Genomic DNA, 13,054 nt, shown 5'->3' with positions numbered 1-13,054 from the left:
GTTGGGGATCCGCGCGGAACTGCGCGGGCCCGGTGTTGTCAGTGGCTCCTTGTACCGTGGCAGCGGCGCGGCTGATCAAGAGGAGGGGGCGGCGGTGCTCAAGCACTACTACCGTCTTGTGTACTGGAAGCGAAGACTCACCCGGTCGATACCCGGGGCGGAGGCCCCGGCCCGCGCCCGGACGCGGCGGTTACGCCGGGGGTCGGAACGGCTCCGGCCGCTCATGGTGTTCGCCGCGATGGTCCTGGTCGTGGTCGGCGTCTCGTACGGCATCGGCGCGTGGGAGACCGGCGGCTCTCCACGGACGCCCCAGCAGGCCGACCCGCAAGCCGTGTGCGAGCGGATCGAGGACGACTGTCCCGGCGACTCGGCGCGGGAGACCTGTAGGAAGCTTCTCGCGCAGGCGCGCCAGGAGGACTCCGGCGCCAACGGCCCGCAGGTCCGGGCATTTTCGTTCATCGGGTGTTCCCACGATGACTGACACCGACCCCGAGCCGGCTCGGGTCCCGCGCGTCACCCGTATCTTCCTGGTCGCGGCCCTGGCCGTCAGCGCCGCCGGATACGCGGCGACGCAGATACTCGACAACAGCAGCGACCCCGGACCGCCGCCCAGCCCCTACGCGACGCGGGCCGCCCTGGACTGCACCGGCGCGGACCGGGACCGTGCAGAGTGCTACACCGGCGCCGACGACTGCCCGCCCCACCCGGTCCGGACGGCGGAGGCCCACACGTTCGCCATCCCGGAGGACACGGCAACCCTCGGCCCTGGGGACACGACCGTGGTGCAGGTGGTCTGCTTGGTAGCGGTCGTCCGCCGCTGACAGGGCGCGGTACATGCCGGTGAGGCCCCGCCCGCCCCGCGCTGACACTGCGGTGAGGTGGGCGGGCGGGGCGGGTGGGACACCGGTTCCTGCGCCGACGCGCGGCCCCGGGTCCGTCGTTCCGTCGTTATCCGTGCTGTCCGACCTGGTAGTCCCCGGCGGGCTGCTGGACGATGACGTTCAGGCGGTTGAAGGCGTTGATGACGGCGATGACGAACACCAGGGCGGCGAGCTGGTCCTCGTCGTAGTACTTGGCGGCATTCGCCCAGGCCTCGTCGGTGACCCCACCGGCCGCGTCGGCGAGGCGGGTGCCCTGCTCCGCGATCTCCAGGGCGGCGCGCTCGGCGTCGGTGAAGACCGTGGCCTCCCGCCAGGCCGCGACCAGGTTGAGGCGTACCGAGGTCTCACCGGCGTGCGCGGCCTCCTTGGTGTGCATGTCGAGGCAGCCCGTGCAGCCGTTGATCTGACTGGCACGGATCTTCACCAGCTCCTGCGTCGCGAGCGGCAGAGTCGACTCCGCGAGCACGGTGCCCGCCGCGATGATGTGCTTGAGGGACTTGGCCGCGACCGGGCTGCTGAACGGGTTCAAGCGGGCGTCCATGGTGCACTCCTTGGTTGTTGGCGCTTACACCCCCTTGGACGGACCGGCTCGGCGGGATGTGACATGGGCGGATGTGGCCCGCGTCACGCAGGCGTCCGCTGCTCGCGACCGGACACACTGGTGCCTACCCCCAGCAGGGACAGGCTGTGTGTTTCGGCTCGGCCCATACTCGGATCCATGAACGGAAAAGGGCAGCTCGGGGACTTCCTGCAGACGCGGCGCTCCCAGCTGCTTCCTGAGGACCTCGGGGTCCCCACCTACGGGGAACGGCGGCGCGTGCCGGGTCTTCGACGTGAGGAGTTGGCGCTGCTGGCAGGTGTGAGCACCTCCTACTACACCCGGCTGGAACAGGGACAGTCGCTGAACGCCTCGCCGGAGGTGCTGGACGCGATCGCCCGTGCTCTGCGGCTGGACGAGTCCGAGCGCCTGCACCTGCACAACCTGGCCCGGTCGGCCAAGGGCGCCGGCCGAGGCCGACGGCCCGCGCCGGAGCGTGTGACGGAGGCGACCGGCCAGTTGCTGGAGGTCCTGGCGGACGTCCCGGCGATCGTGACCGGCCGCCGCAGTGACGTCCTGGCCTGGAACCGGCTGGGCCACGCACTGTTCGCCTCGCACCTGGACCCCCGTGCTGCGGACCGGCCGGCCGAGCGTCCCAACATGGCCCGGCTGGTGTTCCTCGACCCCCATACCCGTGACCTGTACGCGGACTGGCCGAGCAAGGCCAGGGCCGTGGTGGGGAATCTGCGCCTGGTGGCGGGCCAGTACCCGGACGACGCCGCGCTGCACGCGCTGGTGGGTGAACTGAGCGCGAAGAGCACGGACTTCGCCTCGATGTGGGCCGACCACCGCGTCAAGGCCTGCACCGTTGCGGCCTACGGGATGCGGCATCCGCTCGTCGGCCCGCTGACCGTCACCCAGCAGACCCTGAGTCAGGGGCCGGGCCAGAACATCGTGGTCGCCACCACGGAGGCCGACTCACCCGCCCGGACCACGCTGGCCCTGCTCGCCCAGATTCTCACTCAGGGCGATCCGGCGCGACCGGCGGCCCGCGCCGAGGCCGGCTGACCTCACACACCACCGGACGACGGGCCTGCATCCGCGAGCGCCCATCCACCCGGGCCCGGCCGACATCCCCCGGGCCCGGCCGACATCCCCCGAGCCCGGCCGACATCCACCCGGGCACGGCCGACATCCGGCCGGGCCCCGAGCAGCCCCTGGCGCACGGCGCCCCGGGCAAAGCCACCCACCCGACCTGTGCGCCGGCGTACCGCTGCCGCATGCCCGAAAACAGTGAAGGCATCATGTCCAAGGAACTGTCCAAGAAGCTGTCCAAGAAGCTGGTCAGGACCGCCGCTGCGGTTGCCGTGCTGTCCGCGACCGCGATCGCGGTCACGACGATCAGCCCGGTTCCGGCGTCGGCCGTCTCCGCCCCGCTGAGCAACGCACGGATCGCCCTGCACCTCGACCTGGCCAAGAAACAGACGCCGGAGAACATCGCCATGGCCCCCGACGGCAGTGCGTACGTCACCTTCGCGGAGGCCCGCCAGGTCGCCCGGATCTCTCCCGGGGGCGCTGTCCGCATCCTGGCGACCCTGCCCCGGCCCGCCGACGACGGCGTCCACACCCCGGCCCTGGGCTTCCCCCTGACCGTCGGCATCGTCCGCGCCCACGACGGCACCCTGTACTTCCTGTACGCCACCGGCACCGCCGACCTGACCGGCGTGTGGCGTCTGCGCCCCGGCGGCAAACCGCAGCGCATCGCCGCGCTGCCCGCGACCGGCCTTCCCAACGGCCTGGCCCTGGACCCGCGGACCGGGACCCTCTACGTCACCGACTCCGCCCTCGGCACCATCTGGAGCGTGCCCGTCACCGGCGGCGTGCCCACCGCGTGGTCCACGGCCCCCGAACTGGCCTCCACCGGATTCCTCGGCGCCAACGGCCTGAAGATCCATGACGGGGCGGTGTGGGCCACCAACCTCGACAAGGGCACCGTCCTGCGCATCCCCATCCTCGGCGACGGGCGCAGTGGCCCGGTCCGGACCCGCGCCACCGGTCTGCCCGGGATCGACGACTTCGCCTTCACCGGCCACGGCGACCAGATGCTGGCCGCCCTCAACGGCCCCAGCGAGGTCGCCCTCATCCAGACCGACGGCTCCCACTCCACCGTCCTGACCGGAGCCGACGGCCTCCAGAACCCCACGTCCGTCACACTGCGCGGCGACACCGTCTACGTCGGCAGCGCCGCCTACCTCACGGGCACGGACCCCAACTTCGTCCGCGCCCGTCTGAACCGCTAGCCAGTGCCGCGACCGGCACTGGCCAGGACCTGTCCGGTCGTTCTCCGCCGGGTCCGGGATTTCCGCCCGGCCCGGCGGATTACGGGTTGCCGACCAGCTGGACGGGTCCCTTCAAGGTGTTCGGGGTGCAGCCGGGACCCGACAGGGTCAGCCGCTCCTTCGTGCCGACCACGGAGAGCGGGCCCGTCAGCGACGTACCGCAGATCTGTACCGTACGGGCGCCGACCGCCTGGACGGGCCCGGTGATCGCGGCGCCCTTCGCCACCAGGCTCCCGCCCGCGCCGACCACGACGGGGCCGGTCAGCTCCGTACCGTCCAGGCAGGTGACGCCGGAGGAGACGACCAGCGGTCCGGTGTGCTTGCCGGTCACCGTCTTCGTACAGGCGGGGGCGGCGGGGACACGGGCCCGGTAGTCGAGGGCGTACGCGAGCTTGCCGGGCTTCGCCTCGGAGATCGGGGCGCTCAGCTTCCCGAACTCGCCGCCGGTCGCCTTCTTGCCGTTGTTCCACTCCTTCATCCGGCCGAGTTCGTCGGCGGTGCGGCCGTCGGCGATGACAGTGTCGCCGGGCGTCGCCGACATCGTCTCCGAGGCGGTGCGGATCGCGGAGAGGTACGAAGCGGGGGCGGTCAGGTCGTACGCGCCGAGGTCGACGCGCTCACGCAGCCAGGTGCCCCACTGGAACTCCAGGAACTCCGCCGCGTCGTCGGGCGCCTGGTAGCCGATGTCGCGGGTGAAGTAGACGAGGCTGCGGTAGGGGTCGTCGTGGAAGTAGGTCAGTCCGAGGTGCTGGGGAAGCTGGTCCGTGGTGATGGGCCGGTTGTTCTCGTCACGCAGCCAGACCCACTTGTTCTCCTGCATGGTCTTCCAGAACGCGGCGGTGGAGAGCCCGCTCAGATCGTCCACGACGCGCAGCCTGATGTGGGTCTTCGGGCCGCCGTCGGGCGCCTCCATGAACGACGTCAGGGAGTGGTGCCCGTCGGTGAGGTACAGGACCCCGCCAGGCCCGACGACGACCGTCTTCATCGCGGCGCGGGTCTCGGCCGTCTCCTTGCCGACGGGGACAGTGCAGGTGAAGCTCGACGCGTCGGAGAGCCTGGCGCCGGGCTTCACACTCGCGGCCTTCTCCTGGCCGTTGGTCTCGCACCAGTCGTCGAACCGCTTGTTGAAGTCGCCGTTCGCCTCGTCCTTGGTGCTCGTGTAGCGGCCGAGCTTGTAGTAGATCTGGTCGAAGCCCACGGCGGGCTGGGTGGGACGCAGCTGGTCCAGGGTGACATCGAGCAGTTCCCCGGCCTTGGGGCTCCCCGCCTTGGGGCTCCCGGCCTTGGGGCTCCCGGTCGTGGAGCCGGTCGCGGTGGCCGCCGCCGTGGCCGTACCGCCACTCGCGAGTACCCCGCCCAGCACCACCGCGCCCACGGCGAGCCCCGCCCCCAGACGGCGCAGGCGAGGGGGACGGGGCTGGGACTGTGTACGGACAGGGGCGGTCATTCGGTCTCCACGTGTCTCTGCGGGGCGGGGCGCGGCGCTGCGTGGGTGCGCCGAGGATTGGGCACATCCACGCATCCGTACCCGCCCGGCTGGTGGATCCCGGCCGTCGGGCGGGTGTCGACCAGGTGAACGCCGGGGCGGGGCGGGACCGGCAGAGCCCGGGGCCCGTGTCACGGTGCGTCATCGACACCTGGGGCGGCTTCCTTCCGGCGTCGTCCCGCCTGTTCCTCGTAGGTCTCGTGCGCCCGCCAGGAATTGCGGGAACCCTCAGGGCTTGCCGATCATCAAGGTATTGCTTCCCGGCCGGTGACTCGTTGGTGCGGTATGCGTATCCCCGGCGAGATTCGTACCCAACTCACTGTGAAGTTCGCGGTGTTGTTCCCCGCATCTGGACGAGCGGCAGCGGCGACTATTGATGGCTGCGGAGGCTCGTGGGCTGGGCCATGGCGGGGTACGGGCCGTCGTGCGGCCGACCACCGTGGCTCGCCTTCCCCGAACAGGTCCTGGCCACCGTGCTTCGTCTGCGGGTCGCCCTGGCCGCGGAACCTCTCGCCGTACTGTTCGCCAGCAGCCGCACTGCCATGCACCGCACCCTCCTGAAGAACCGGAGACTCCTCAAGACACACGGCATTGCCATCCCGCCTGCAACAACTCCACCCGTCGCCCTCTCGGCCCTACGGGCCCGGGTCCGTGCCCAGACCAGCGAGTCAGAAAGCAAGATCAAGACGACATTTTAAAGATCGGCGAGCCATTAGAACTCACTCGCCGTGACCCGGGGCTTTTGCTATTACAGGATGCGGCGGCGTCGTCGTGAGCGGGCCGCTCTGCGGTCGTCGGTCTCGGTTCTGGTCTCAGATGCCGGTTCGGGCTCCGGTTCACCCTTGGAGTGACGGTCCGCGGCATTCCACATTGTCTGCCCCTGCCGGCCCGGCACCCTGACGCGGCGTCATCGGCGCGACTCTCGCTCATAAGCGGACCATAGGCGTGTAGGTGTGGCACGGCAATGTGCTGGAGCGGTCCTTTGTGAGCACCACGAAGGAGGCCGAGGCGATTCGGGACGAACTGACCAGGTGCTCCGCATCCTGGGAAAACACCCGCTCAATGCGTCACCCGGTGCGCTGAAAGGGTGGGCTGCACCCCGCGTACTCATTAGCCTTCTGCCCCATTACCTTCAAGATCCAAATCACTGGCTCGGTAAGGAAGACGGGGGTATGGTGCGTCCGGGGGAAGCGGCGCTGTCTCGGCGTGAAGAGACGTGATCTGGCTCCCTGCGCGCAGCAAGCGAGTTCGACTGCAGGGCTGAAGGCTGGGGTGGAAGTGTCGTTTCGCAGTAGGGCGGGCACGGGAGGGTCTTCGGATCGCCCACTGGCGCAGGTCCTCTATCGGCTGGTACATGAGAATCCGTCGTGGCTGGCGGAGGATCTGGCGGAAGCCGCAGGGATTTCCGCGGCGGAAGTGGAGTCGACGCTCGACAGTCTGGAGGCAATCAGTCTGCTTGTTCCGTCGACTGAGAATCCCGGTGGATATGTTGCGATTGATCCCGATGCGGCGCTTTCTCGGCTTTTCGCGGCTGAGGAACGGCAGGTCTCCCGGCATCAGGAGCAACTGGCGCGCACTCGTGATTCCATCAGGGCCATCATGGGTGACTTTATGAATCTGCGCTCGGACGGGCGCGACGTCGTCGAGATCGAAACGCTGCGCAGCGTCAGTCAAGTCAATGCGTTCCTGGATGATGCGGTGAGCCTCGTGAAATCCCGTGAGTGCACCATGCATCCCGGCGGAATTCCTCCCGTGGAACTCATGGATGACATGCTGCTGCGCGACTCGGAAGTGATGAGCAGGGGAATTAAGGTCCGCACGCTCTATGCCCAGCACATCGCTGAAGTGCCTTATATGGGGGAGTATCTGGAATCGGCCTCTCAGCTCGGAATGGAAATCCGACTGGCCGCCCATCTGCCGCTGCGCATGCTGCTCTTCGATGTCAGTCTTGCGCTCCTGCCCATCGACCCGCAGGACAGTTCGCAGGGCGCTTTCGCCATCCGGGGCATCGAACTGGTCCGCTCACTTCAGGCGCTCTTCGACTTCTGCTGGCACAACGCCGCTCCGTTGGAACAGCGCTCGCAGAACTCGCGCTCGCAGAACCCGCACTCGGAGATCGAGATCACCGTCCAGGAGCAACTCATCATCCGCATGCTTGCCGCGGGCATGAAGGACGAGAGCATCGCACGGCAACTGGGCGTCTCGGCACGCACGCTGAGCCGTACGATTTCCGCGTTCCTCGACCGGCTGGGCGTGGGGACCCGTTTCCAGGCCGCGTTGAAGGTTGCCGACCTCGGCCTTCTGGACACCCAGGACACCCTGACCGCCCCGCCTTCGTCGTCGACACCGTGGACTGCGGAGAGTTAGCCCCGACCGTTCATGAGCCCTCGTCGGGTCGCCGGCGGGGGCTCTGTGCTTGCGAGGTGCGGAAATTCGTGGGCCTGGGCACGGCGGCGGCCCGGCTGTCGCGTCGGGTGGGCGCCGGGGTTCCATGGCTCCGGGATGTTGCTGTGGCTTGTCGGGACGGTCGGGGTTGCTGGTCAGCCACGGTTCCGCAGGGCTGTGAGTGGCTGGATCGCGCGGGTGATCACATGCGTCCGGGGCCAACGGGCGGTGAAGCGGAGCCAGTGACGACGGCCGGACTTCTCACCCCCGCCGGCTCCCGGACCTGCGACCGTACTTCGGCCCGCGTCGACCTGACCGCGGTGAGTGCTTTCGGTCCGCGTCGACCTGACCGCGGCGAGTGCTTTCGGCCGGTCCGGCTGCGGCAGGCGAGTCGGTGAGCCGTGAGGTCGGATGCCTCCGGGTCGAACACCATCCAGGACCCTCCCCGCAATCTCAGGATGTGAGATGGAGGCCGCTCTGGCCACTACCCGTCATGGCTGATGGCCGCATCCCGAAAGCCTGGTTCTGGGGCCCTGGTGGAGAAACGATGGTGAAGCAACGAGGCGGGAGCAACTTCCCGCCAGTTCACATCCGATCAATTCGCCGGGGGAACAGTCATGTCCAAGTTCGGGAATTTCGCGCTCTCCGTCTGTATCACCGGGGCCGCGCTCGTCGGTATCACCGCCACCGCAGCTCCCGGCACCGTGATCGCCGCCGGTACCGGGACGGTCTCGATGGCCGGCGGACAGGCTCCCGTGGCCACGGTGTCCGCGACGAGCGGCGAGGGCGACAGTACCGGCTGGTGGTAACCGCACTCGTCCCTCTCGGCCTCGGCCGCCCACCGAGCGGCGGAACGCCGCCTCCGGAGGAAGGGACCGGCGTGACGGCCACCGCGATCGCCGAACTGCCCACGACCCGTTCACCCGCCGCCGTGCATCAACTACCGGCCGCGCCGGGGCACTTGAGGATGGGGCCGTCCATGTCCTACGGGAAGTGGCAGACCGGTGTCTTGTGCTCTGATCGTTGCGGAAGTTGTCAGGAGCCGTACGGCTGGACGTCGCGCCACCCGCGACGATGACCGGATGAAGTCAGGCCGGCATGGAGGGCCGCAGGTGTGAGGGGCGCCGCTGCCGGACGAATTCCGGCGACCGGCTCGCCGCGCTGGGCACGGTGGCGCAAGAGTGCGACGCCACCCCGGAAACGTCACTGTTCACGAACGGCCCGCGGGACGGACGCGATCAGGCCATCACCATCGATGTAGCGAACCGTCACTTCGTCGCCGTGCGGCGGTTGTTGGTGCCTCTCGACGTCCCTGGGCCTGTCCCGAAACCGTCCGTGAAGGTGGGGAACGCTCCGACCCGGCGACGGCGCGGTGGGACCCTTCTCCCGCCCGGCTCGTCGGCAGCGACATCGCGCGGGTGACGGTGGACGCGCTGCCTGTCGACCCGTACGACGAGATGCGGGCGACCGGCGCCTTTCTGCTGATGGATGGGTATTCGGGCGACACCGTCGCCGCGGGCATGCCTGCGGGTATCACCGTGAAGCAAACAAGTGAAGTAGGTACGCATGACATTCGGTGTGGCCATCGTCGGTTTCGGCGTGGCGGGACGGCAGCATGCCGCGGCCCTGGACGGTGTCCCGTTCGCGCGCGTCGCGACCGTCCTGGAACGGGACGCGTCCATGGACACCGACGGTTTGCCCCGCTCGGCGGACTGGGCCGGCCTGCTCGGCGACCCGTCGGTGGATCTCGTCGCCCTGTGCGTGCCTCCGGGGAACCGGGCCGCCCTCGCGGAGGAGGCCGTGCGCGCGGGGAAGGCGGTGCTCCTGGAGAAGCCCCCGGCCTCCTCGCCTGCCGAGATCGACCGGATCGTGGAGCTCGGCCGCCGACTGGGCCGCCCGATCGGCGTGATGCTCCAGGAACGGCTCAGGCTCCCCGAGTCCGTGCTCGCCTGGGATTGGGGAAAGGGGGCTGTCGGGGTGCTCCAGGTATCCAGGTACCGGCCCAGCGCGCAGTACCGGCGAGCGGGCTGGCGCCGTGACCCGGCTGTGTCGCTCGGCGGTGTCACCGCGCATCTGGCCGTGGACTACCTCGACCTGGCATGCCAGTTGCTCGGTGAGCCGATGGAACTGCGACTGGGCGGTATCCGTGAGTCCGTACCTGGTATCGACTCACGGGTCGCGGGCCTGGTCGAGTTCAGGGAGGGTGCTGTACTCAGCTTCGTGGTCACCGCCGAGACCACCGTCAGGTCCGAGCGTTTGGAGGTCCTGGGTACGGACCGGCGCGTCCTGGTGGCCGACGGCGCCGTCATGACCGGGGCCGTCGGTCTGATCGAGGACCACCCGACCCCGTCCACCACCCAGTTGCGCCGTGCCGTCTACCAGGAGATGGCGTGGGCGCTGGCCACCGGCGAGCCGCTGCCGCGTTCTGGTCTGCGGAGCGCCCGCCACGTCTCGGTGATTCTACGGTCGGTCTTCGACGAATTGAACGCCGTAAGGACCTGAGCACTCGCAAAAATCTCCTTCTGCGGAGACATCGCCGACCGGCACCGTCCTGTGATGCGAAATGCAGAATTACGGAAATGCCTGCACCTGAGGGGTGATCAAGCATTAACACGTCAGATTCGGAAATAATTCGCGCCTACCGCCATCTCATCACCGACGGCGATCTACCGCATCCGAACGTTCTCGCGCTGCTCGGCTCGGATCGGAAAGCTGCCGTCGCCACGCTCGACCAGCTGCGCGATGTCGGTCTTTTCGCCTGCGCCGAGACCAATCCGGAATTCATTACCGCAGTGAGTGCGGACGTCGCAGAGGAAAAGATCTTCGGTCGGCTGCTGGAATCCCTTGATCGTGTGGTGCGCGACGTATCCAGGACCCAGTCCAGCCTGCGGAGTCTGCGAGTATTCAACGAAGCCCTGTCTGTCGACGGGCAGGGCGGGCAGATCGTCGCCATCGTCGATCCTGATGCCGTGGATACGCGGATCGCGGAAGCGGCCGGCGAATGCAAATTCGAGGTTCTGGTGGTCCAGCCCGGAGGTTCGCGGCCCCGGGCGATCCTTGAAAAAGCCTACCCTCGCGACAGTGCCATGCTCAAACGTGGTGTCAGCATGCGCACGATCTACCAGCACAGCGCACGATTCTGCGGGAACACTCAGAATCATGTGGAATCGCTGACCGCGATCGGCGCCGAGGTCAGGACCTTGGACTGTCTCTCTCGACGCCTGATGATCTTCGACCGGCATACCGCCTTCATTTCCGGCGATTCCGAAGACGCCGGGGTGATCATGATCAAGCACGCCGCGGTCGTTGCGTTCCTGGTCGACGTATTCGAGGGGATCTGGAATTTCTCCCAGCCGATGACCTCGTCCTATCGGACGCGCGTCGAGGGTTCGGTCGTGTCTGAAATCCAGAATTCAATCATGAAATTGATGATGACCGAGGAGAAGGACGGGGCGATCGCACGGCGGCTGGCGATCAGTGAGCGTACGTGCCGCAGCCATATTTCCAAGATCATGCGGCGACTCGGCGCACGGAACCGCACGCACCTGGGATATCTCATCGCGCGGGAGGAAGGGGCTCGTCGCGGCAGGGAAATGTATCCGGATCCCGCTGTCGACCACGGTTGGGGCGCCCACCACGGGCATTGCCGGCCGGCGGGAGGGCTCCCGCCCGACAGGGCCCAAGTGGCCTGACCGGTATACCACTTCAAGCACACGGCATCAGGTGCCCCCTGTAGGTCTCGCAGCGTTGGCCACAGGCGTCGCACTGCCTCTGGACAAGGACCATTTCGATGCAATTGCGTACACCTTCGTACGTTGACGTCCTCCGTACCCCCCACGCGACCCGCACGTTCGGCGCGGCGCTACTGGGCAGACTCTGCTACGGCATCACTCCGCTCTCCCTCATGCTCGCGCTGACCGGCAGCGGCCGGTCGTACGCGGTCGCGGGCGGCGCCGAGGCACTCTTCGCCGCCGGAGCCACCCTGCTCGCCCCGCTGCGAGCCAAGTTGATCGACCGTCACGGCCTGCGGCGTGCGCTGTTGCCGATGGCGCTCGTCTTTGCCCTCCTGCTCGCCGCGCTCGGTGCCACCGCATGGTGGCACGGTGCGCCTGTCGCGCTCATCATCGGTGTCGCCGGCGCCGCGGGTTCCTGTGCACCGCCCCTGGGCCCCACGATGCGGGCACTGTGGAACGAACTCATCCCCGACTCCCCGGACCTGCTGCGCCGCGCCTTCAGCCTCGACACGGTGGCCGAAGAGGTCCTCTTCCTGGCCGGCCCGCTCCTTGCCGGGCTGATCGCGACGCTCGCCGCGCCGTCGGCCGGGCTGCTCCTCTCGGCGTCGCTGGTGGCCTGCGGGACGACCGCACTGGTCATTTCGCCCGCAGTGCGGCCCGCGGCGCACCGCTCCGAGGAACGCGGTGAGGCGGGGCGGCTCGGACGCGCGATCGTCCAGCCGGTCATGGCCGCCCTGGGTATCGGGTTCTGTCTGGGTACCGTCAGCCTGCTGATGGTGGCGTTCGCCAGGTTCCACCACCAGGGGGCGGCGGTGGCCTGGTGCAGCGCGGCCCTGTCAGCGGGCAGCGCGCTCGGCGGTCTGGCTTACGGCACGGTGAACTGGAAGATCTCCTCCCGCAAGCAACTGCCGATCCTGGTGGCCGGCCCGGCCATCGGCATCGGGGTGGCCGGACTGTCGCCGAACCTCACGGTGCTGGCGCTGATAGCGCTCTGCACCGGTGTCTGCATATCCCCCGGACTGTCGGCCGCGTACCTCGTGGCGAACCAGTCCGCGGCACCACAGGCCCGCGTGCGGGCTGGGACCTGGGTGAACACGGCCGTGAACGCCGGCAACACCACCGGAGCCGCGACCATCGGCTTCGCCATCTCCAACCTGCCGCTCCACACCAGCTTCGCCCTGGCCGCAGCCCCCGCACTTCTCCTTGCCGGGGCGGCCTTCCTTTTTGTCCGGGTCAAGAGTGAATCAATCCTCCAGGAGGGCTCATCAGTGGCGAGTTCCTGAGATCGGTGGCGAATGCCCAAGAAAACACGAATTCTCACCGAAGTGGCCTCGGGGTGTCGCTGAGAGTGAACCGTGCCCGCCAGAATTCGGCAGATCCGGTTCGCGCAGTTGCATGATCCGGAACCCTTCGTGCGCTGGTGCGAGCGAACGGTCCGGGTGCAACATCGGAAGAAGCTGGCGGTTTCTTGCGGAAGTTCGCGAGGGCTGTCGACTGCGGCACATGTGTGATGGCGAAGAGCGATGACGGACGGGAAGGGTCCGATGTCGATTCCCTGTACCTCGTGGTCACTGATTCGGTCGCGGCCGGTGAAACACCGGTGCAGTCGTTCGATACGGGCGGAGCCGAGTGCTGTCCCGTCGCCCGTCGAATTTGATCGTTTCGCACCGGATTCGATTCCAGTGCTCATT

The 13,054-nt window shown here is 68.3% G+C and carries 11 protein-coding genes and 1 pseudogene; 10 read left to right on the top strand and 2 right to left on the bottom strand.

Features of this window, described 5'->3' with window-relative positions:
- Positions 1 to 94 precede the first annotated feature (94 nt).
- Positions 95 to 481, top strand: coding sequence for a hypothetical protein (locus NBY69_RS04100; RefSeq protein WP_250298323.1), 387 nt, complete (start codon positions 95 to 97; stop codon positions 479 to 481).
- Positions 474 to 821, top strand: a complete 348-nt coding sequence (locus NBY69_RS04095; RefSeq protein WP_250298322.1) for a hypothetical protein — start codon at positions 474 to 476, stop codon at positions 819 to 821. The genes NBY69_RS04100 and NBY69_RS04095 overlap by 8 nt, the downstream gene beginning before the upstream one ends.
- Positions 822 to 948: 127 nt before the next feature.
- On the opposite strand, the gene NBY69_RS04090 is transcribed toward NBY69_RS04095, so the two are convergent.
- Positions 949 to 1,422, bottom strand: a complete 474-nt coding sequence (locus NBY69_RS04090) for a carboxymuconolactone decarboxylase family protein (protein WP_250298320.1) — start codon at positions 1,420 to 1,422, stop codon at positions 949 to 951.
- Positions 1,423 to 1,599: 177 nt separating this feature from the next.
- On the opposite strand from NBY69_RS04090, the gene NBY69_RS04085 reads away from it, so the two are divergent.
- Together NBY69_RS04085 and NBY69_RS04075 are read left to right on the top strand one after the other, a co-directional pair.
- Positions 1,600 to 2,487 carry a helix-turn-helix domain-containing protein gene (locus tag NBY69_RS04085; RefSeq protein ID WP_250298317.1) on the top strand — a complete coding sequence of 296 codons (888 nt, stop codon included), beginning with the start codon at positions 1,600 to 1,602 and terminating at the stop codon, positions 2,485 to 2,487.
- Positions 2,488 to 2,699: 212 nt separating this feature from the next.
- Positions 2,700 to 3,719 carry a hypothetical protein gene (locus NBY69_RS04075; protein WP_250298315.1) on the top strand — a complete coding sequence of 340 codons (1,020 nt, stop codon included), beginning with the start codon at positions 2,700 to 2,702 and terminating at the stop codon, positions 3,717 to 3,719.
- A gap of 79 nt (positions 3,720 to 3,798) precedes the next feature.
- On the opposite strand, the gene NBY69_RS04070 is transcribed toward NBY69_RS04075, so the two are convergent.
- A complete protein-coding gene (locus NBY69_RS04070) occupies positions 3,799 to 5,205 on the bottom strand; it encodes a ParB/Srx family N-terminal domain-containing protein (protein WP_250298313.1) in 1,407 nt (468 codons plus the stop codon).
- 467 nt (positions 5,206 to 5,672) lie between these two features.
- On the opposite strand from NBY69_RS04070, the pseudogene NBY69_RS04060 reads away from it, so the two are divergent.
- The 6 genes and pseudogenes from NBY69_RS04060 to NBY69_RS04035 form a co-directional block, all read left to right on the top strand.
- A pseudogene (locus NBY69_RS04060) lies at positions 5,673 to 5,942 on the top strand (ISAzo13 family transposase); the annotation flags it as partial.
- A gap of 508 nt (positions 5,943 to 6,450) precedes the next feature.
- Complete coding sequence (locus tag NBY69_RS04055) at positions 6,451 to 7,611, top strand: LuxR family transcriptional regulator (RefSeq protein ID WP_250298312.1); 1,161 nt, start codon at positions 6,451 to 6,453, stop codon at positions 7,609 to 7,611.
- A gap of 635 nt (positions 7,612 to 8,246) precedes the next feature.
- The gene (locus tag NBY69_RS04050) at positions 8,247 to 8,438 is read left to right on the top strand and encodes a hypothetical protein (RefSeq protein WP_250298310.1); all 192 of its coding nucleotides are present in this window, start codon (positions 8,247 to 8,249) and stop codon (positions 8,436 to 8,438) included.
- 757 nt (positions 8,439 to 9,195) lie between these two features.
- Positions 9,196 to 10,131: a Gfo/Idh/MocA family protein gene (locus tag NBY69_RS04045; protein ID WP_250298308.1), complete on the top strand. Its 936-nt coding sequence runs from the start codon at positions 9,196 to 9,198 to the stop codon at positions 10,129 to 10,131.
- 290 nt (positions 10,132 to 10,421) lie between these two features.
- Positions 10,422 to 11,321 (top strand): helix-turn-helix transcriptional regulator, encoded by a 900-nt coding sequence (locus NBY69_RS04040; RefSeq protein WP_250298306.1) that lies wholly within the window; start codon positions 10,422 to 10,424, stop codon positions 11,319 to 11,321.
- Positions 11,322 to 11,419: 98 nt separating this feature from the next.
- Positions 11,420 to 12,646: an MFS transporter gene (locus tag NBY69_RS04035; protein WP_250298305.1), complete on the top strand. Its 1,227-nt coding sequence runs from the start codon at positions 11,420 to 11,422 to the stop codon at positions 12,644 to 12,646.
- Positions 12,647 to 13,054: the final 408 nt, after the last annotated feature.

Origin of the sequence: Streptomyces sp. A 4/2, from assembly GCF_940670765.1 — a bacterium.
Taxonomy (GTDB): Bacteria; Actinomycetota; Actinomycetes; order Streptomycetales; family Streptomycetaceae; genus Streptomyces.
This window is presented reverse-complemented; position numbering and strand designations above follow the sequence as displayed.